At 73.2% G+C, this 18,895-nt stretch carries 17 protein-coding genes; 9 read left to right on the top strand and 8 right to left on the bottom strand.

The features are described 5' to 3' along the window. Positions 1-79: 79 nt before the first annotated feature. A complete protein-coding gene (locus OG861_RS05085; RefSeq protein WP_330261335.1) occupies positions 80-742 on the top strand; it encodes a TetR/AcrR family transcriptional regulator in 663 nt (220 codons plus the stop codon). 45 nt (positions 743-787) lie between these two features. On the opposite strand, the gene OG861_RS05080 is transcribed toward OG861_RS05085, so the two are convergent. Beyond that, positions 788-1,666, bottom strand: coding sequence for a LysR family transcriptional regulator (locus OG861_RS05080; RefSeq protein WP_329200078.1), 879 nt, complete (start codon positions 1,664-1,666; stop codon positions 788-790). 94 nt (positions 1,667-1,760) lie between these two features. On the opposite strand from OG861_RS05080, the gene OG861_RS05075 reads away from it, so the two are divergent. The 5 genes from OG861_RS05075 to OG861_RS05055 all read left to right on the top strand — a co-directional run bounded on the left by OG861_RS05075 (position 1,761) and on the right by OG861_RS05055 (position 8,396). Further along, positions 1,761-2,465, top strand: a complete 705-nt coding sequence (locus OG861_RS05075) for a succinate dehydrogenase cytochrome b subunit (RefSeq protein WP_330261334.1) — start codon at positions 1,761-1,763, stop codon at positions 2,463-2,465. A 1-nt stretch (position 2,466) separates the two neighbouring features. Beyond that, positions 2,467-4,431, top strand: coding sequence for a fumarate reductase/succinate dehydrogenase flavoprotein subunit (locus OG861_RS05070; protein WP_329200082.1), 1,965 nt, complete (start codon positions 2,467-2,469; stop codon positions 4,429-4,431). Further along, positions 4,428-5,168 (top strand): succinate dehydrogenase/fumarate reductase iron-sulfur subunit, encoded by a 741-nt coding sequence (locus tag OG861_RS05065; protein ID WP_329200084.1) that lies wholly within the window; start codon positions 4,428-4,430, stop codon positions 5,166-5,168. The genes OG861_RS05070 and OG861_RS05065 overlap by 4 nt, the downstream gene beginning before the upstream one ends. 134 nt (positions 5,169-5,302) lie before the next feature. Continuing rightward, the gene (locus OG861_RS05060; protein WP_329200086.1) at positions 5,303-5,944 is read left to right on the top strand and encodes a hypothetical protein; all 642 of its coding nucleotides are present in this window, start codon (positions 5,303-5,305) and stop codon (positions 5,942-5,944) included. Between the two features lie 148 nt (positions 5,945-6,092). Then, a complete protein-coding gene (locus tag OG861_RS05055) occupies positions 6,093-8,396 on the top strand; it encodes a family 20 glycosylhydrolase (RefSeq protein ID WP_329200088.1) in 2,304 nt (767 codons plus the stop codon). A gap of 8 nt (positions 8,397-8,404) precedes the next feature. Here the strand turns inward: OG861_RS05055 and OG861_RS05050 are convergent, their stop codons facing one another. Together OG861_RS05050 and OG861_RS05045 are read right to left on the bottom strand one after the other, a co-directional pair. Then, positions 8,405-10,801, bottom strand: coding sequence for an excinuclease ABC subunit UvrA (locus tag OG861_RS05050; RefSeq protein ID WP_330261333.1), 2,397 nt, complete (start codon positions 10,799-10,801; stop codon positions 8,405-8,407). Positions 10,802-10,811: 10 nt separating this feature from the next. Then, positions 10,812-11,828, bottom strand: a complete 1,017-nt coding sequence (locus tag OG861_RS05045) for an LLM class flavin-dependent oxidoreductase (RefSeq protein ID WP_330261332.1) — start codon at positions 11,826-11,828, stop codon at positions 10,812-10,814. A gap of 65 nt (positions 11,829-11,893) precedes the next feature. Between OG861_RS05045 and OG861_RS05040 the strand changes: the two genes are divergently transcribed. Beyond that, positions 11,894-12,391 carry a phosphatase domain-containing protein gene (locus OG861_RS05040; RefSeq protein WP_329200093.1) on the top strand — a complete coding sequence of 166 codons (498 nt, stop codon included), beginning with the start codon at positions 11,894-11,896 and terminating at the stop codon, positions 12,389-12,391. A 36-nt stretch (positions 12,392-12,427) separates the two neighbouring features. On the opposite strand, the gene OG861_RS05035 is transcribed toward OG861_RS05040, so the two are convergent. Then, positions 12,428-12,643, bottom strand: a complete 216-nt coding sequence (locus OG861_RS05035; protein ID WP_329200094.1) for a dodecin — start codon at positions 12,641-12,643, stop codon at positions 12,428-12,430. Positions 12,644-12,914: 271 nt separating this feature from the next. Between OG861_RS05035 and OG861_RS05030 the strand changes: the two genes are divergently transcribed. Continuing rightward, positions 12,915-13,703 (top strand): GNAT family N-acetyltransferase, encoded by a 789-nt coding sequence (locus OG861_RS05030; protein ID WP_329200096.1) that lies wholly within the window; start codon positions 12,915-12,917, stop codon positions 13,701-13,703. Next, positions 13,700-14,641: a lysophospholipid acyltransferase family protein gene (locus tag OG861_RS05025; protein ID WP_329200097.1), complete on the top strand. Its 942-nt coding sequence runs from the start codon at positions 13,700-13,702 to the stop codon at positions 14,639-14,641. The genes OG861_RS05030 and OG861_RS05025 overlap by 4 nt, the downstream gene beginning before the upstream one ends. Here OG861_RS05025 and egtD read toward each other — a convergent pair. From egtD to egtA, 4 genes are read right to left on the bottom strand one after another with little or no spacing between them, the layout of a single operon-like run. After that, entirely contained in the window at positions 14,524-15,498 is a 975-nt protein-coding gene (egtD, locus tag OG861_RS05020) for an L-histidine N(alpha)-methyltransferase (RefSeq protein WP_329200099.1), read from the bottom strand. The genes OG861_RS05025 and egtD overlap by 118 nt on opposite strands. Beyond that, entirely contained in the window at positions 15,495-16,253 is a 759-nt protein-coding gene (egtC, locus tag OG861_RS05015) for an ergothioneine biosynthesis protein EgtC (RefSeq protein ID WP_329200101.1), read from the bottom strand. Before egtC ends, egtD begins: the two co-directional genes overlap by 4 nt. Continuing rightward, entirely contained in the window at positions 16,253-17,569 is a 1,317-nt protein-coding gene (gene egtB, locus OG861_RS05010; RefSeq protein ID WP_330261331.1) for an ergothioneine biosynthesis protein EgtB, read from the bottom strand. The genes egtC and egtB overlap by 1 nt, the downstream gene beginning before the upstream one ends. Further along, positions 17,566-18,858: an ergothioneine biosynthesis glutamate--cysteine ligase EgtA gene (egtA, locus tag OG861_RS05005; RefSeq protein WP_330261330.1), complete on the bottom strand. Its 1,293-nt coding sequence runs from the start codon at positions 18,856-18,858 to the stop codon at positions 17,566-17,568. The genes egtB and egtA overlap by 4 nt, the downstream gene beginning before the upstream one ends. Positions 18,859-18,895 lie beyond the last annotated feature (37 nt).

Raw genomic sequence — 18,895 nt, 5'->3', positions numbered from 1 at the left:
AAGGAAAGCCGCCGACGAGCGAAAAAGCAACCCGGTAACGAAATTAACCGAGTTACATCTCCGTGGTACGCTCGGGGGCATGGAAGACACGACGGGCGCGACCGGCGCACCAGGCCTGCGCGAGAGCAAGAAGCTGCGCACGCGGCAGCAACTGGCGGCCACGGCGATAGAGCTGTTCATGGAGCGGGGGTTCGACGCCGTTTCGGTGGCCGACGTCGCCGCCGCGGCGGAGGTCTCCAAACCCACCCTGTTCCGCTACTTCCCGACCAAGGAAGACCTGGTGCTCGACCGGTTCGCCGACCACCAGGACGAAGCCGCCCGCGTCGTCCGCGACCGCGAGGCGGGGCAGAGCCCGGTCGGGGCCGTGCGGGCGCACTTCCTGGCGGCGCTCGCCGCGCGCGATCCGATCACCGGCCTCTGCGACCACCCGAACGTGCTCGCGTTCCAGAACCTGCTCTACACCACCGCCAGCCTGGAGTCCCGGCTGACGCACTACACCGCCCGCGAGGTGGAGCTGCTCGCCGCGGTGCTGGAGGCGGAGCAGGTCGCCCCGCTCGCCGCGCGGCTGGCGGCGCAGCACCTGGTGACCGTCCGCCAGGAACTGGGCCGCGAGAACTGGCGCCGCCTCGCCGCCGGGCAGAGCGCCGACGCGGCCTATCCCACCGCCGTCGCCGACGCCGGACAGGCCTTCGCGATGCTGGCCGACGGCCTCGACCGGGCCCTGCCCCCACGCCGGTCCTGACCCGCGCCGCGCCGGGAGCCGGCCCGGGGCCGGTGCGTGCGGGCGTCAGGAGAGCAGCATCCGCTTGAGTTCGCGTGCCGCGCGCGGGGGAGCCACGTCCGTGCGGTGGGCCAGGGCGATCGTGCGGCGCAGCGGGGAGCCGGCGAGCGGGGTGGCGCGCAGGCCGGGGCCGCCGTGCTCGACGACCATCGCAGGGACCACCGCGATACCGAGCCCCGCACGGACGAAGCCGAGGACCGCGTCCATCTCGCCGCCCTCGACCGTGAACACCGGCTCGAAACCCGCTGCCCGGCAGGCCGCGACCGTCAGGTCCCGCAGATCGTAGCCGTGCCGGAACATCACCATCGGCTCCTCGCGCAGCGCCGCGACGGTCAGCGGCCGCCCCCCGCCCGGCGCGGGCCGGTCCGTCGACGAGACCACCACCAGGTCCTCGGTCAGCAGCTCCACCGTCGTCAGCGCGGGCGCCGACGGGGGAAGCGGCAGCGCGATCAAGGCCAGGTCCAGTACCCCGCGCGCGAGTTCCCGTACGAGATCCAGCGAACCGCTCTCCTCGATCAGCAACTCGATCCCCGGGTGCGCCCTGTGGAAGGCGCGCAGCACGTCCGGCAGCAACCCCGTACACACGCTCGGCGTGGCTCCCAGTCGCACCCGCCCGCGCCGCAGCTGCGCCAGCTCCTGCACCTCCAGCCGCGCCGTGTCCGCGTCCGCCAGGATCCGCCGGGCCAGTGGAAGCAGCGCCTCTCCCGCATCCGTGAGGGCGATGTTGCCCCGCGCCCGGCTGAACAGCTCCGCCCCCAGCTCCCGCTCCAGGGCCCTGATCTGCTGCGAGAGCGACGGCTGGGCCACATGGACCCGCTCCGCCGCCCGGGTGAAGTGCCGGGTCTCGGCGACGGCCACGAAATACAGGAGCTGCTGGAACTGCATCACCCCAGGCTAGCGCCCTACATAGGCATTCCCTATCGAATGCAGCTCCATCATGTCTTGGACCTTTCAGGACGGGGGTCCCTACCGTCGTCCCATGGCTCTGGCACCGCGGACGGATCGACGGCCGTCCACCACGCGAACGCTCTGGGACTCCACCGTCGGCAAGAAGTCCGTGATGGCCGTCTCCGGCCTGATCACGCTCGGCTACCTCGTCGTCCACATGCTCGGCAACCTGAAGATCTTCTTCGGGCCGGAGGAGTTCAACGGCTACGCGCACTGGCTGCGCACCCTCGGATCCCCCTTCCTGCACCACGAGTGGGCCCTGTGGATCGTCCGCGTCGTGCTCGTCGCCGCGGTCGTCGCCCACGGGACCTGCGCCTACCAGCTCAGCCGCCGCGACATCAACGCGCGCCCCGTCAAGTACGCCCACAAGCGGCGCCGCGCGAGCTACGCCACCCGCACCATGCGCTGGGGCGGCGTCATCCTCGCCCTGTTCATCGTCTGGCACCTCCTCGACCTCACCACGCTCACCGTCAACGCGCGCGCGTGGGCCGGCCACCCCTACCAGAACGTCCTCGCCACCTTCTCCACCTGGTACGGCAACACGATCTACCTCGTCGCCATGGCGGCGCTCGGCCTGCACGTGCGGCACGGCTTCTGGAGCGCCGCCCAGACCCTCGGGGCCGGCAACGCCCGGCGCGAGCGCTCCCTCAGGTTCCTGGCGAACGTTTTGGCCCTCGTCCTCTTCGCGGGCTTCGCGTCCGTGCCCGTCGCCGTCATGACCGGAGTGGTGAGCTGAGATGAGCAACACCGACAACAGCGACTACACCGCCTACACCACCGGCGAGCCCATCGCCGACACCAAGGCGCCCGCCGGCCCCATCGCCGACCGCTGGGACCGCCGCCGCTTCGAGGCCAAGCTGGTCAACCCCGCCAACCGCCGCAAGCACACCGTCATCGTCGTCGGCACCGGCCTGGCCGGCGGCGCGGCCGGCGCGACCCTCGCCGAACAGGGTTACCACGTCGTCCAGTTCTGCTACTCCGACTCCCCGCGCCGGGCCCACTCCATCGCCGCCCAGGGCGGCATCAACGCCGCGAAGAACTACCGCAACGACGGCGACTCCGTACACCGCCTGTTCTACGACACCGTCAAGGGCGGCGACTTCCGCGCCCGCGAGTCCAACGTCCACCGCCTCGCCCAGATCTCCGTCGAGATCATCGACCAGTGCGTCGCCCAGGGCGTCCCCTTCGCCCGCGAGTACGGCGGTCTCCTCGACACCCGCTCCTTCGGCGGCGTCCAGGTCTCGCGCACCTTCTACGCACGCGGCCAGACGGGCCAGCAGCTGCTCCTCGGCGCCTACCAGGCGCTGTCCCGGCAGATCGCCGCCGGCAACGTCGAGATGCACGCCCGCACCGAGATGCTCGACCTGATCACCGTCGACGGAGTGGCGCGCGGCATCGTCGCCCGCGACCTGATCACCGGGAAGATCAGCACGTACTACGCCGACGCCGTCGTGCTGGCCAGCGGCGGCTACGGCAACGTCTTCTACCTCTCCACCAACGCCATGAACTCCAACGCGACCGCCGTCTGGCGGGCGCACCGGCGCGGCGCCTACTTCGCGAACCCCTGCTTCACCCAGATCCACCCCACCTGCATCCCGCGCACCGGCGACCACCAGTCCAAGCTCACGCTGATGAGCGAATCCCTGCGCAACGACGGCCGCATCTGGGTCCCCAAGGCCAAGGGCGACAACCGCCCCGCAGCCGAGATCCCCGAAGCCGAGCGCGACTACTACCTGGAGCGGATCTACCCCTCCTTCGGCAACCTCGTGCCCCGCGACATCGCCTCCCGCGCCGCGAAGAACGTCTGCGACGAGGGCCGCGGCGTCGGCCCCGGCGGCCAGGGCGTGTACCTGGACTTCGCGGACGCCATCCGTCGCATGGGCAAGGACAAGGTCGCCGAGAAGTACGGCAACCTCTTCGACATGTACGAGCGGATCACCGCGGAGAACCCGTACGAAGTCCCCATGCGGATCTACCCGGCCGTCCACTACACGATGGGCGGGCTCTGGGTCGACTACGACCTCCAGACCACCGTCCCGGGCCTGTTCGCGATCGGTGAGGCCAACTTCTCCGACCACGGCGCGAACCGTCTGGGTGCCTCCGCGCTCATGCAGGGCCTGGCCGACGGCTACTTCGTCCTGCCCTCCACCATCAACGACTACCTGGCCCGCAACCCGCACCACGACACCGTGGACGACACCCACCCCGAGGCGGCGGCCGCCGTCCGCGAAACCCGCGACACCCTCGCGAAACTGCTCGCCGTCGACGGCGACCGCACCCCCGACTCCTTCCACCGCGAGATCGGCGAACTGATGTGGGAGTACTGCGGAATGGCGCGCACCGACGCCGGACTGCGCAAGGCCCTCGTCCGCATCCCGGAGATCCGCGACGAGTTCTGGAGGCGGATCAAGGTCCCCGGCAGCGGCGAGGAGTTCAACCAGTCGCTGGAGAAGGCCAACCGCATCGTCGACTACCTGGAGCTCGCCGAGCTGATGTGCCTCGACGCGCTCCACCGCGCCGAGTCCTGCGGCGGGCACTTCCGCGAGGAGTCCCAGACCCCGGACGGCGAAGCCGCCCGCCGCGACGAGGAGTTCGGCTACGCGGCGGCCTGGCAGTACCGGGGCACGGGCATCGCGCCCGTCCTGCACAAGGAAGACCTCGTCTTCGAGTACGTCCACCCCACCCAGCGGAGCTACGCATGAAGCTCACCCTGCGCGTCTGGCGCCAGCGCAACCCCGAATCCCCCGGCGCCATGGCCTCCTACGAGGTCGAAGGCATCTCGAAGGACATGTCCTTCCTGGAGATGCTCGACACCCTCAACGAGGACCTCATCCTGCGCGGTGAGGACCCCGTCGCCTTCGACCACGACTGCCGCGAAGGCATCTGCGGCGCCTGCAGCCTCGTCATCAACGGCGACGCCCACGGCCCCGAGCGGACCACCACCTGCCAGCTCCACATGCGGGCCTTCACCGACGGCGACACCATCGACATCGAACCGTGGCGGGCCTCGGCCTTCCCGGTGGTCAAGGACCTCGTCGTCGACCGGAGCGCCTTCGACCGGATCATCCAGGCCGGCGGATACATCACCGCCCCCACCGGTTCCGCGCCGGAGGCGCACGCCAACGCCGTGCCCAAGGCGGACGCCGACTACGCCTTCGAACACGCCGAGTGCATAGGCTGCGGCGCCTGCGTGGCGGCCTGCCCCAACGGCTCCGCGATGCTGTTCACCTCCGCCAAGGTCAACCACCTGAACGTGCTGCCGCAGGGTTCGCCCGAGCGGGAGACCCGCGTACTGGACATGGTGGCCCGGATGGACGACGAAGGCTTCGGCGGCTGCACCCTCACCGGCGAATGCGCCACCGCCTGCCCCAAGGGCATCCCGCTGCCGTCGATCGCCGCGATGAACAAGGAGTGGCTCCGGGCGGTCCGCAAGGCGTAACCCCCGGCCGCTGCGCGCGGCCGGGGGACCGCCCGGCCTCCGGAAGGGGGGCGCGATCCGCCGACCGGGGGCTCGTGGGGGCCGTGCGCCGCGCCGCGCCGGGGCCGGGTCCGGGCGTGGGGGAGAGTGGCCCCATGGCACATGCCCCCGCCGGGTCCGGACCGCGCCGCCGAGCCGTGCTGGCCGCCGCCCTCGCACCGCTCGCGGTGGCCGGCTGCACCACGCGGTCCGCGCACCCGGCCCCAGGCCCCGAGGCCCTTCCCGAGGACGCCCTCGTCATGATCATCCGGCATGGCGAGCAGCCGCCTCCGGGAGACACCGGCGAGGACGAGGACGGCACCGAACACCCCGGCTCCCTGGCCGGCCGGGGCGAGCGCCGCGCCGAGGAACTGCGGCGGCTGTTCCCCCCGGCGGCCCGGGCCCCGCTGCCCCGCCCGGCGGCGCTCTTCGCGACCGGCGGCCCGTCCGCGCCCGCCCGCTGCAAGCAGACCGTCGAGCCGCTGGCCACCGCCCTGCACCTGCCCGTACGCACCGAGTTCGCCGTCGGTGCGGAACCGGCCCTCGCGCAGGCGGTGCTGGCCGCGCGGATGCCCGTACTCGTCTGCTGGGAGCACCCCGGCATCCCCCGCCTCGTCCGCGCCCTCGGCGTGCACCAGGTGCTGGGGGTCCCCGCGGCCTGGCCCGACCGCCACGACCTCGTCTGGATGTTCACCCGCCACCGGGGCCGGTGGAGCTTTCGCGAACTCCCGCAACACCTGCTGCCCGGCGACGCCTAGACCGTTTCTTCCGGCGCGCAAGGCGGGCGTCCTGTTGCGCGGCAGTGCTCGATCCAGCCGTGTTCCGAGCATGTATTGACATGTTCTCGACACTGGGCTGCACTTGTGCACCGTCCCGCTCTGCGGCCACAGCCGGCTGGAGGCAGCCATGCGTCTGCTCAGGTTCCTGATCGCCGCCGTCTGCGCCGTGTGCGCACTGGCCCTGCCCGGCGTCAGCGCCGGCGCCGCCCCGGCGGCCGCCGGGGCGGCGCCGCAGACCGTGCCCGCCCTTCGGCAATGGACGGCCGGCACCGGCACGTACACCTTCACCGGGACCACGCGCATCGCCCTCGACCCCGCCCACGCCGCCCAGCTCTCCGACGAAGCGGCCACCTTCGCGGAAGACCTGCGCGCACTGACCGGACGCAGCGTCCCCGTCGTCACCGGGAGCGCCGCGCCAGGGGACATCGGGCTCGCCCTCGGCGAGCCCTCCCTGCCCGCCGAGGGCTACCGGATGACCGTCGCCGCGTCCCTCACCCTCCAGGCGGGCACCACCGCCGGCGTCTTCAACGGCACCCGCAGCGTCCTGCAACTCCTGCACCAGTCCACGACCGTACCCGCCGGAACGGCGGTCGACTGGCCCACCAAGGCGGAGCGCGGCCTCATGGTCGACCAGGGGCGGAAGTTCTTCACCGTCGACTGGCTCAAGCAGCACATCAAGGAACTGGCCTACCTCAAGCTCAACACCTTCCACTTCCACCTCTCCGACACCTTCGGCTTCCGCCTCGAAAGCTCCACGCACCCGGAGATCGTCTCCACCGACCACTACACCAAGCAGGACATCGCCGACCTCGTCGCCCTCGGCCGCAAATACCACGTCACCATCGTCCCGGAGGTAGACACCCCCGGACACATGAACGCATTGCTGGCCGCGCACCCCGAACTGCGGCTCAAGAGCAGCTCCGGCGCCCTCAGCCCCGACTTCATCGACCTCTCGCTCCCCGCCTCCTACACGCTGATCAAGGACCTGATCACCGAGTACCTGCCCCTGTTCCCGGGACCGTACTGGCACATCGGCGCCGACGAGTACGTCACCGACTACGCCAAGTACCCGCAGCTCCTCGGCTACGCCCGCGCCCACTACGGCGCGAACGCCACCGCCAAGGACACCTTCTACGGGTTCGTCAACTGGGCCGACGCCCTCGTCCGGGCCGGCGGCAAGACCACCCGCATGTGGAACGACGGAATCAAGTCCGGCGACGGAACGCTCACCCCGAACCCCGCCATCGTCGTCGAGTACTGGTACAGCTACGGCCTCACCCCGCAGCAGCTGGCCGCCGCCGGGCACACCGTCGCCAACGACTCCTGGACGCCCACCTATTACGTACTCGGCGGCGCCAAACCGGACACCAAGTGGATGTACGAAACCTGGACCGCGGACCGCTTCGAGGGCGGCGCCACCCTCTTGGACCCGGCGAGGAACCCGGGCTCGCTCCTCCACGTCTGGTGCGACAACCCCACCGCCGAGAGCGAGGACCAGATCGCCGCGGGCATCATGTACCCGCTGCGCGCACTGGCCCAGCAGACCTGGGGCTCACCCAAGCCGGTCGCGACGTACGCCGCCTTCACCCCGATCGTCGCCGCCGTGGGCCACCACCCCGCCTGGCCCGGCGCCGCCCAGCCGGGCAACCTGGCCCTGGGCCGCCCGACCACCGCCTCCAGCACCGAGACGGCGAACTTCCCCGCGACCTCCGCCACCGACGGCGACCTGGCCACCCGCTGGTCCAGCGCCTACGCCGACCCGCAATGGCTCCAGGTCGACCTCGGCTCCGCTCGCCGCGTGAACCGCGTGGTGCTGCGCTGGGAGACGGCGTACGGGAAGTCCTTCCAGATCCAGCTCTCCGACGACGCCACCACCTGGCGCACCGTCTACACCACCAGCACCGGCGCGGGCGCGGTCCAGGACCTGACCGGCCTGACCGGCACCGGCCGCTACATCCGCGTCCACGGAACCCAGCGCGGCACGGCGTACGGCTACTCCCTCTACGAGTTCGAGGTGTACGGAGACCCCCTGGGCGGCGCCCGCACCCTCACCGCGGCCGGCAAGGCCCTCGACGACCCGGGCAGCTCCACCGCCTCCGGCACCCAGCTGATCACCTGGGCACCGCACGGCGGCGCCAACCAGCAGTGGCGGCTGGACCCGGCCGGCGACGGCAGCTACACCCTCGTCAACGGCGCCTCCACCCTCTGCGCGGACGTCCCGGGCAGCGGGGCGGGAGCGGCCGTGGTCCAGGCGACCTGCACCGGCGGCGACAGCCAGCGCTGGCAGCTCACCGCCCTCGGCGCCGGCGGCTACTCGGTGGCCAACAAGAAGAGCGCGCTCCTGCTGACCACCGCCTCGGGCACGGACGGAGCCCCCGTCACCCAGCAGCCGGTCCAGTCCTCGCCCTACCAGCAGTGGCAGATCACCTGAGCCCCCCGCTACGCCGTCCGCAGCGCCCGGGCGAGGTAGCGGGCCGTGGCGCTGCCCGGCGCCCGGGCCACCGACGCCGGGGTTCCGGCCGCCACCACACGGCCGCCGTCCGCCCCGCCGCCCGGTCCCAGGTCGATGACCCAGTCGGCGCCCGCGACGACCTCCATGTCGTGCTCCACGACCACCACCGAGTGTCCGGCGTCCACCAGACCGTGCAACTGCCGCAGCAGCACCCGCACATCGGCCGGGTGCAGCCCCGTCGTCGGCTCGTCCAGCAGGTACAGCGTGTGGCCGCGGCGCAGCCTCTGCAGCTCCGTCGCCAGCTTGATCCGCTGTGCCTCGCCGCCCGACAACTCCGTAGCGGGCTGCCCCAGCCGCAGGTAGCCCAGTCCGATGTCCTCCAGCGCCCGCAGGCTGCGCGCCGCCGCCGGGACCCCCGCGAAGAACTCCGACGCCGACTCCACCGTCAGGGCCAGCACCTCCGCGATGTTCAGCCCCTCGTACCGCACCTCCAGCGTCCCGGAGTTGTACCGCGCGCCGCCGCACTCGGGGCAGGGGGCGTACGTACTGGGCAGGAACAGCAGCTCCACCGACACGAAGCCCTCGCCCTGGCAGGTCTCGCAGCGGCCGCCCGGCACGTTGAAGGAGAACCGCCCCGCCTTCCACCCCCGCTCGCGCGCCTGCGGCGACGCGGTGAACAGCCTGCGCACCACGTCGAACAGCCCCGTGTACGTCGCCAGGTTGGAGCGCGGGGTACGGCCGATCGGCTTCTGGTCCACCTCCACCAGCCGCCGTACCGGGAACGCCCCGTCCGCGAGCCGCTCCCCGACCTCCCCGGCCAGCGCCTGCCCGACCAGCGTGGACTTCCCGGACCCGGACACACCGGTGACGGCCGTGAACACGCCCAGCGGGAACTCGGCGTCCACGCCCCGCAGGTTGTGCCGCTCGATCCCGCTGAGCCGGACCGCACCCGTCGGGGTGCGCGCCGCCCGGGCCGGGGACGCCCCACCCGTCCCGAACAGGTGCCGGGCCGTCGCCGACCGCTCCACCGCGGCCAGCGCCTCCGGCGGCCCGCTGTGCAGCACCCGCCCGCCGTGTTCCCCGGCCAGCGGCCCGACGTCCACCAGCCAGTCCGCGTGCCGCACCACCTCCAGGTCGTGCTCCACCACGAACACCGTGTTCCCGGCCGCCTTGAGCCGGTCCAGCACGCCGAGCAGCGCCTCGGTGTCGGCCGGGTGCAGGCCCGCCGACGGCTCGTCCAGCACGTACACCACCCCGAACAGCCCCGACCGCAGCTGCGTCGCCAGCCGCAGCCGCTGCAACTCGCCCGCCGACAGCGACGGCGCGCTCCGGTCCAGGCTCAGGTAGCCGAGACCGAGCTCGGTGACCGCGCCTATCCGCGCACGCAGGTCCTCGACGAGTACCCGCGCCGCCTCCCCGGCCGCGGGCGTCGAGGCGAGTACCTCGTCCAGCGCGGTCAGCGCCAGCGCCGCCAGCTCCGCGATCGTCCGCCCCGCGTAGGTCACGGCCAGGGCCTCGGGACGGAGCCTGCGGCCCCCGCAGCGCGGGCACGGAGAGTCGGCGAGGAACTTCTCGGCGCGGGCGCGCAGCGTGGCGCTCTTGCTGTCGGCGAAGGTCCGCATCACATAGCGGTGGGCGCTCATGTATGTGCCCTGGTAGGGCCGTTGGATGCGGTCGGCGTCCCGTACCGGGTGCACGGTGACCACCGGCTGCTCCTCGGTGAACAGGATCCATTCGCGGTCCTCGGCGGGCAGCTCCCGCCAGGGCGCGTCCACGTCGTGGCCGAGCGCTTCCAGGATGTCCCGCAGGTTCTTGCCCTGCCACGCGCCGGGCCAGGCGGCGATCGCGCCCTGCCGGATCGACAGCTCGGGGTCCGGTACGAGGAGTTCCTCGCTGGTGCGGTGGATGCGGCCGATGCCGTGGCAGGACGGGCAGGCCCCGGCGGCGGTGTTGGGGGAGAAGGAGTCGGAGTCCAGCCGCTCCGCGCCCGGCGGATAGGTGCCCGCCCGCGAATACAGCATCCGCAGCGAGTTGGACAGCATCGTCACCGTTCCGACCGAGGAGCGGGAACCGGGGGAGGAGCGCCGCTGCTCCAGCGAGACCGCGGGCGGCAGTCCGGTGACGGAGTCCACCTTCGGGGCGCCGATCTGGTGGATGAGCCGCCGGGCGTAGGGGGCCACGGACTCGAAGTAACGGCGCTGCGCCTCGGCGTAGAGGGTGCCGAAGGCGAGGGAACTCTTCCCGGAGCCGGAGACGCCGGTGAAGACGGTGAGGGCGTCGCGCGGAATGTCCACATCGACGCCGCGCAGATTGTGCTCCCGGGCGCCCCGCACCCGCACGTAAGGGTCGCGGGCGTCGGTCTCCGGAGCGCTGTGGGGGTGCATTCGTCCCAGTTTAAGGGGCGTCGCCCTCGGCTCTCGTGTGCAGGCCCGCCAGCCGCGCCAGCCTGCCGAGCGAATCCAGCAGCGCCGTACGGTCGTACGTGGAGGTCGTCACCAGCAGCTCGTCGGCGCCGAGGTCCTGGGCGACCGCGGTCAGCTCCGCCGCGACCTGCTCCTCGGCGCCGTGGACGTGCCCTTGGAGCGCGCCCTCGTACAGCTCGCGCTCCTTCGGCGTCATCTCCAGCGCCTCGATCTCCCCGGCCGGCCTCAGGGGCGGGAAACTCCCCCGGGTGCGGGAGTACGCCAGGGCCCACGCCTCCGGGAGCAGGATCCGCCGGGCGGCCTCCCCGGTGGCCGCGACCGCCACCGTTCCCGAGACCACCACGTACGGCCGCGCGCCCCAGGGGGAGGGCCGGAACTCCTCGCGGTAGGCCGCCACCGCCTGCGCGACCCGGCTGCGGGCCGGCAGGTCACCCACCACCACCGGCAGCCCGGCCCGGGCGGCGATCCGCGCGCCCTCGCCGGTGGCCAGTACGTACGCCGGGATCCGCAGCCCCTCCGCCGGGCGGGCGTGCACCCCGGGATGGGCCCGCTGGGTCCCGTCGAGCCAGCCCAGCAGCTCGGCGAGCTGCTCCTCGAACCGGTCCGCGTCCTCGGTGCCACGGCCCAGGGCCCGCCGGATCCCGTCGGTGAAGCCGACCGAGCGGCCCACGCCCATGTCGATGCGGCCGGGGAACAGTGCCTCCAGCACCCCGAACTGCTCGGCGACGACCATCGGCTGGTGGTTGGGCAGCATCACCCCGCCCGTACCGACCCGGATCCGCCGGGTGGAGGCGGCGACGGCGGCGGCCAGCACGGTGGGCGCGGAACCGGCGACGCCCGGTACACCGTGGTGCTCGGACACCCAGAAGCGGTGGTACCCGAGCCGCTCCGCCTCGCGCGCGAGCTCCACGGTGTCCCGCAGGGCCTGCGGGTCGGGATGCCCCTGGCGCGTGCGGGACCGGTCGAGTAGCGAGATGCGCGGGATCACACACCTCTCAACGCCGCCGGGCCGTCAGGATTCCCGCAGCCCCGGCGGCCCTTAGGCTTCTGCCCATGTCCCGTGAGAGCGCCCACCGGCGGCCACTGGCCGTCTTCGACATCGACAACACCCTGTCCGACACCGACCACCGCCAGCACTTCCTGGAGCGCCGCCCGCGCGACTGGGACGGCTTCTTCGGCGCCGCCCCGGCCGATCCGCCGCTCGCGCGCGGGGTGGCCCTGGCGGTGGAGAGCGCCGCCGACTGCGAGGTGGTGTACCTGACCGGCCGGCCGGAGCGCTGCCGCGCGGACACCGTCGAGTGGCTGGCGCGGCACGGGCTGCCGGAGGGCCGGCTGTGGATGCGCGGTGACCGCGACCGCCGCCCCGCCCGGGCGACCAAGCTGGAGGTGCTCGGCCGGATCGCCCGGGGCCGGGAGGTCCGGATGCTCGTGGACGACGACGAACTGGTCTGCCGGGCCGCCCGGGAGGCCGGCTTCCGGGTGGTGCTCGCCGACTGGGCGGCGGACGCCCCGGAACTCACCACCGCCCAGGAGACCGAGGGCCGGACCTGACGCGCCGCCGGGCACCGCGGCCGGCCGCGGTGCCCGTCACTCCTCGTCGTCGAGCCGGAAGCCCACCTTCAAGCCCACCTGGTAGTGGGCGACCTCGCCGTTCTCGATGTGCCCGCGCACCTGCGTGACCTCGAACCAGTCCAGGTTGCGCAGCTTCGCGCCCGCCCGCGCGATCCCGTTGCGGACGGCCTGGTCGATGCCCTCTTGGGAGGTGCCGACGATCTCGGTCACCCGGTAGGTGTGGTTGGACATGGGCCTCTCCCGACAGTGGTCGCTATTGCCTGGTACTACGGTGCCCCAGTAAGTCCGCTCCCGCGAACTTTGTACCGACGGTCGGCCCCGGAGGGGGCCGGCCCGGGCCCCGCGGCCGCGTGCGCCCCAGCCGTCCGGGCACCGAGTTCAGCGTCCGCACATCCCGCCGCCGCTGAGCGGTCATGTCGAATCCAGCCGGTCACGGAAGAAGTAGAGGAGCCGGGCCGCCGACCTGCCGGCCCTGGCCCCCGCGCCCGGATCAGGAGCAGTCATGACCCTCGCCCCCCTGTCCCCGTCCCCCCTCGCACCCCCCGCATCCCCGGCCTCCCCCGCCCCCCGCTACGCCGTCCGGATCGCCCGCGACGAGGACGAGGTACGCGCAGCCCAGCGGCTGCGCCACCTCGTCTTCGCCGGAGAGTTCGGCGCCCGCCTGGACGGACCCGAGCCGGGCATCGACGCCGACGCCTTCGACGCCTACTGCGACCACCTCCTGGTGGTGGACGAGAACACCGGGCAGGTCGTCGGCACCTACCGGCTGCTGCCCCCCGAACGCGCCGCGGTCGCCGGCCGTCTCTACTCCGAGACCGAATTCGACCTGACCGCCCTCGCCCCCATCCGTCCCGACCTCGTGGAAGTCGGCCGCTCCTGCGTCCACCCGGACCACCGCAACGGCGCCGTCATCGCCCTCATCTGGGCCGGACTCGCCCGCTACATGGACCGCTCCGGCCACAACTGGCTCGCCGGCTGCTGCTCCATCCCGCTGGCCGACGGCGGCGTCCTGGCCGCCGCCACCCGCGCGAACGTCCTGACCCGCAACCTCGCCCCCGAGGAGTACCGGGTCACCCCGCACCTGCCCTGGAACCCCGAAGGCATCGCCTTCCCCGACCGCACGGAACTGCCCCCGCTGCTGCGCGGCTACCTGCGCTTGGGCGCCTGGGTGTGCGGCGAGCCCGCACTCGACGCCGGTTTCGGCTGCGCCGACCTGTACGTGCTGCTCTCACTGCGCCGGACCAACCCGCGCTACCTGAACCACTTCCTCTCGCTCGCCCCGGGCGCATGAGCGTCTGGCTGCCCACCGCACCCTGCACCCCCGAGGCCTGCGCCGGCCACGAGGGGCGGGCGGCGAGCATCCCGCACGCGGTGGCGCGGCTCGTCTGCGCCGCCGCCCTGATGCTGCTCGCGGTCCTGGCCGCGCCGCCGGTCCGGCTCCTGCCGCAGCGCCCCCGTCACGCCCTGGTGCGGGCCTGGGCCGCCGCACTGGTGGGCGCCCTGGGCATACGGATCACCGTGCACGGAAGCCCCGGGCCCGACGGCGGCCGCCTGGTCGTCGCCAACCACATCTCGTGGCTGGACATCCCCCTCGTGGCCGCCGCCCTGCCCTGCCGGATGCTGGCCAAGAGCGAGATCGGCGCCTGGCCCGTACTCGGCCGCCTCGCCGCCGGGGCCGGAACCCTGTTCATCGAACGCGACCGGATCAGGGCCCTGCCGCGCACCGTGGACGCCGTCAGCCGGTCCCTGCTCGCCGGAGACCGCGTGACGGTGTTCCCCGAAGGCTCGACCTGGTGCGGGCGCGCCCAGGGGCCCTTCCGGCGGGCCGTGTTCCAGGCGGCGCTGGACGCGCGGGTCCCCGTACAGCCGGTGCGGCTCGCGTACCGGTCCGGGGCGGACGGGAGCCTCGCCGGGGCGCCCGCGTTCGTCGGGGACGATCCGCTGACCGCCTCGCTGTGGCGGATCGCCCGGGCCCGCGGGATCCGGGCCGAGGTACGGCTGCTGCCGCGGATCCCGCCGGGCCGTCACCCGGACCGGCGGGACCTCGCCGCGGCCGCTCAGCGAGCGGTATGCGGCGACGCGGGACAGCCGACGCTGCCGGGCGTGCCGGCTCAGCCCTCCAGGCCGTCGGCCACCGACAGGGACAGCGCGAAACGGCCCTCCGCGTCCGTCCACCACTGCGTCAGCTCGAGCCCGGCCGCCGCCAGTTCGCGCCGTACGCCCTCCTGACGGAACTTCGCGGAGATCTCCGTCAGGATCTCCTCACCCTCCTCGAAGGGCACCACCAGATCCAGTGCCCGGATCTTCACCAGCGCCTGCGACCGGGCCCGCAACCGCATCTCGATCCACTCCTGTTCCCGGTTCCACACCGCCACGTGTTCGAAGTCGGCCGTGTGGAAATCAGCGCCCAGCTCCCGGTCGATCACCGCCAGTACGTTCTTGTTGAACTCCGCCGTCACCCCTTGGGAGTCGTCGTACGCGGCCACCAGCACCGCCTCGTCCTTCACCAGGTCCGTACCCATCAGCAGCGCGTCACCCGGCGACAGCATCGCCCGTACGGACGCCAGGAACGCGGCGCGCTCCGGAGGCCTCAGGTTCCCGACCGTGCCGCCCAGGAACACCACCAGCCGCGGGCCAGCCGACTCCGGCAGGCGCAGCGGCCGGGTGAAGTCCGCCAGCAGGGCGTGCACCCGCAGCCCCGGATGCTCTCCCAGCAGCGTCTGCGCCGCCCCCCGCAGGGCGCTCTCGCTGACGTCCACCGGGACGTAGGTCTCCAGCGCGGGCATCGCCTCGATCAGGTGCCGGGTCTTCTCCGAGGAACCGGAACCCAGCTCCACCAGCGTGCGCGCGCCGCTCTCCGTCGCGATCTCCCGGGCCCGTCCCAGCAGGATCTCCCGCTCGGCGCGCGTCGGATAGTACTCGGGCAACCGGGTGATCTCCTCGAAGAGTTCACTGCCCCGGGCGTCGTAGAACCACTTGGGAGGCAATTCCTTCGGCGAGCGGGTCAGGCCACCGCGCACGTCCGCCCGCAGCGCGGTATCCGCGGAGTGCTCGTCGAGGGTCCGGGTCAGCTGGAAATCGTTCACGACAGACTCTCCTTGAGCGGGATCAGATCGACCCGGGTGGGGGTGGCGGTCAGCAAGGTGCGGTCGTCCACCTCGGTCCAGCGGCTGTCCTCGTCGTACGGCTCGGACGCCACGACCGTGGACCCGGCCCCCGGATCGGACAGGTACCAGAGGGAGTCGCCCCACGCGGTCGCGGCGATGCCCGTCCCGTCCGTCAGCAGCAGGTTCAGCCGGGACCCGGGGGAAGCGGCCGCCAGCTCCTGCACCGGCCCCGCGAGGGCCTCGCCGAGACCCGCCCCCTCCCGGAGCCGGCGCAGCACCAGCGCCCAGATCAGCGCCGAATCGGTACGCGCGGACAACTGGAGCAGCTCGTGCGGCGGCAGCGCGGCCGCCAAGGGGCCCGCCGCGTGCGGCCAGTCCCGTATCGCCCCGTTGTGGCTGAACAGCCAGGGCCCCGAAGCGAACGGCGAGGCTGCGGCCTCCCCGTCCGCCCCGGCCAGCGTGGCGTCCCGGACGGCGGCCAGCGCCGCCGTGCTGCGCACCACGCGGGCCAGGTCCGCGAAGGTCAGATCCCCCCAGACGGGCCCGGAGCGGCGGTAGCGGGCCGGTACCGGATCGTCCTGCGCGTACCAGCCGACGCCGAAGCCGTCGGCGTTGATCGTGCCGTACCGCTGGCGGCGCGGTGCGTACGACTGCCGGACCAGGGAGTACTCGGGCTCGCTCAGCAGCCGCCCCAGGCACACCGACGGTCCCAGATAAGCCAAGTGACGGCACATCACGCACCACCGCCACGCGCGGTCCGGAAGCCGGCGAAGATCTGCCGGCGGACAGGCAGGTCCCAGTTGCGGAACGTGCCACGGCAGGCCACCGGGTCCACGGCGAAGGAACCGCCGCGCAGCACCTTGTGCTCCGGGCCGAAGAACACCTCCGAGTACTCGCGGTACGGGAACGCCCTGAACCCCGGGTAGGGCAGGAAGTCCGAGGCGGTCCACTCCCACACGTCGCCGATCAGCTGGCGCACCCCGAGCGGGGAGGCGCCGGCCGGATAGCTGCCCGCCGGGGCGGGGCGCAGGTGGCGCTGGCCCAGATTGGCGTGAGCGGGCGTCGGGTCGGCGTCGCCCCAGGGGTAGCGGGCCGAGCGCCCGGTGCGGGGGTCGTGGCGGGCCGCCTTCTCCCACTCCGCCTCGGTGGGCAGCCGGCGGCCCGCCCAGCGGGCGAAGGCGTCGGCCTCGTACCAGCTGACGTGCAGTACCGGTTCGTCGTCCGGTACGGGCTCGGTGACGCCGAAGCGGCGGCGCAGCCAGATCCCGCCCTCCCGGTGCCAGAACAGCGGGGCCTCGATCCCGTGCGCGCGGATCTGCTCCCAGCCCTCGTCGGCCCACCAGCGGGGCTCGTGGTACCCGCCGTCCGCCATGAAGGCCTGGTAGGCGGCGTTGGTGACCGGCGCCGTGTCGATCCAAAACGGTGCGACGTCGCGGGTGTGCGCGGGCCGCTCGTTGTCCAGGGACCACGGCTCCGTGGACGTCCCCATCGTGAACGGGCCTCCGGGAACGAGGACTTCGGCCGCCGGGAGCGGCGGACCCGGCGGGGGGCCGGGGTCGGGGGCGGTGAGTACGGGCGCACCGCGCCTGAGCTGATGAGTGATCAGCATCGTCTCGTCGTGCTGCTGTTCGTGCTGGGCGATCATGCCGAAGGCGAACCCGCCGTCCAGGAGCGGGGTGCCCTCGAAAGCGGTGCGCTCCAGCAGGTCGAAGACCCGCCCCCGCACCTCCGCCGCGTACCGGCGGGCCTCGCCGGGCCCCAGCAGCGGCAGCTTCGGCCGTTCGGAGCGGGGGTGCTGGAACGCGTCGTAGAGCGGGTCGATCTCGGGCCGCAGGGACTCGCGCCCGGCCACCCGCCGCAGCAGCCACAGCTCCTCCTGGTTGCCGATGTGCGCGAGGTCCCAGACCAGCGGCGACATCAGGGGGGAGTGCTGCGCCGTCAGGTCCTCGTCGGACACGGCATCGGTCAGCGCGGCGGTACGGGCCCGGGCGGCGGTCAGCGCCGCGGCGGCCCGCTCACGCGAGCCGATGGGGCTGGATTCGGTGGTCACGGTCGCGTTTCCTTCCCGGCGGGCTGCCGCTGGTCCTGGTCGTCGGCCGGGCAGCGGCCGCGCAGTACGTAGCGCTCGGCGAAAGCGCCGACCGTGTCGCTGACGTGGGTGCTCGCCCCGAGCCGGGGCAACGCCTCGCCGGCCGCCGCGAAGCAGGCGACGGCGGCCGCACGCAGATCCGGGTCGGCGAGCCCCGCCCGGGCGGCGGTCCGCCACAGCCGGTTGCGGGGCGCGGGCCTGCCCCCGTACGCGTCGGCGAGCGCCTTCACCACCCGGTAGGCGGTCTCGGTGGCCTCGGGGTCGTCGAACAGCGCGTGCGTGACCGCCAGCGGAACCAGCCAGCCGTCCTCACCGGGCTGGGCGTCGATCATCCGCAGTTCCAGGTGGCCGCGCGGCCGGACCGGCGGGAACAGGGTCGTCAGGTGGTAGTCCAGATCCGCCCGGCCCGGCGGCCGGGGGCCCCCGGCGCGCAACCAGTCGCGGAACGTCAGCCCGCCCGGGACCTGCCAGGACGGCCCGGAGGAGCGCACGCACATCACCTCGGTGTCCAGCGCGTGCCGGGTCCAGGCGCCGCGCGGCTCCGCGTCCAGCGGCGGGGCGAGCGCGCGCCGCGCGTCGATGTCGCTCCAGATCCCCTGCCGGGCGCACCGCCATCCGGCGTACGGTCCCTCGTGCGCGGGGGAGTTGGCGAACGCGGCCACCAGCACCGCGCCCAGCAGGTGCGCCAGCCGCCAGCGCCGGCCGTGCCCGAGCGGGCCCGGCTCCTCCAGGCCGGCGTCCACGCAGACCTGCACGGAGGCGGAGGCACGCATCATGGCGCGCCCGGCGGGCCCGGTACGGTCGAAGTAGCTCTCCATGGCCCGGTACCGCGGGCTGTCGAGGAGGCGGCGGTACGGGTGGCGCGGGTCACGGCCGAGACCGAGCAGGGCCAGGCCCTGCGCGCCGAGGGTGCCGCGCACGGCCGAGAGATCGGCCTGCAGACCGTCCACGCAGGCCGTGAGGGAGGCGGCGGGGGCGGAACTGAGCTCCAGCTGGCCGCCGGGCTCGACGGTGAACCGGGACCGCAGCGGCAGGGCCCCCGCGGCGTCGTGCGCCGCGGTCAGCCGGCCGGCGTCCAGCGGTATCCAGGGGCGCTCGGCGTCCACCACCAGCCATTCGAGCTCGGCGCCGACCAGGCGCGGCGGGCCGGTCTTGAAGCAGATGCCGTGGACCACGTCCTCGGCGGCGGCTTCGGAAAGGGGGACGTCGGGAGGGGGCTGCCAGGGCGGAGCGGGTGAGTCCTGGTGCATGACCGGAACCTCATCTCCTGTCGTCGGCCGTCACCTG

This window comes from Streptomyces sp. NBC_00539 (assembly GCF_036346105.1).
Classification (GTDB): Bacteria; Actinomycetota; Actinomycetes; order Streptomycetales; family Streptomycetaceae; genus Streptomyces.
The sequence above is the reverse complement of the archived record's forward strand: the minus strand, read 5'-3'. Positions and strand labels throughout refer to the sequence as shown.

What these genes read in the sequence shown, in the direction of transcription:
- OG861_RS05060 (WP_329200086.1), top strand. Translation starts at nt 5,303, where the DNA reads ATGGCACATGCCCCCGCCGGGTCCGGACCGCGCCGCCGAGCCGTGCTG.
- egtC (WP_329200101.1), bottom strand. Translation starts at nt 16,253, where the DNA reads ATGTGCCGTCACTTGGCTTATCTGGGACCGTCGGTGTGCCTGGGGCGG.
- OG861_RS05025 (WP_329200097.1), top strand. Translation starts at nt 13,700, where the DNA reads ATGAGCGTCTGGCTGCCCACCGCACCCTGCACCCCCGAGGCCTGCGCC.
- OG861_RS05085 (WP_330261335.1), top strand. Translation starts at nt 80, where the DNA reads ATGGAAGACACGACGGGCGCGACCGGCGCACCAGGCCTGCGCGAGAGC.
- egtA (WP_330261330.1), bottom strand. Translation starts at nt 18,858, where the DNA reads ATGCACCAGGACTCACCCGCTCCGCCCTGGCAGCCCCCTCCCGACGTC.
- OG861_RS05030 (WP_329200096.1), top strand. Translation starts at nt 12,915, where the DNA reads ATGACCCTCGCCCCCCTGTCCCCGTCCCCCCTCGCACCCCCCGCATCC.
- OG861_RS05035 (WP_329200094.1), bottom strand. Translation starts at nt 12,643, where the DNA reads ATGTCCAACCACACCTACCGGGTGACCGAGATCGTCGGCACCTCCCAA.
- OG861_RS05075 (WP_330261334.1), top strand. Translation starts at nt 1,761, where the DNA reads ATGGCTCTGGCACCGCGGACGGATCGACGGCCGTCCACCACGCGAACG.
- OG861_RS05080 (WP_329200078.1), bottom strand. Translation starts at nt 1,666, where the DNA reads ATGCAGTTCCAGCAGCTCCTGTATTTCGTGGCCGTCGCCGAGACCCGG.
- OG861_RS05065 (WP_329200084.1), top strand. Translation starts at nt 4,428, where the DNA reads ATGAAGCTCACCCTGCGCGTCTGGCGCCAGCGCAACCCCGAATCCCCC.
- OG861_RS05050 (WP_330261333.1), bottom strand. Translation starts at nt 10,801, where the DNA reads ATGCACCCCCACAGCGCTCCGGAGACCGACGCCCGCGACCCTTACGTG.
- OG861_RS05070 (WP_329200082.1), top strand. Translation starts at nt 2,467, where the DNA reads ATGAGCAACACCGACAACAGCGACTACACCGCCTACACCACCGGCGAG.
- OG861_RS05055 (WP_329200088.1), top strand. Translation starts at nt 6,093, where the DNA reads ATGCGTCTGCTCAGGTTCCTGATCGCCGCCGTCTGCGCCGTGTGCGCA.
- OG861_RS05040 (WP_329200093.1), top strand. Translation starts at nt 11,894, where the DNA reads ATGTCCCGTGAGAGCGCCCACCGGCGGCCACTGGCCGTCTTCGACATC.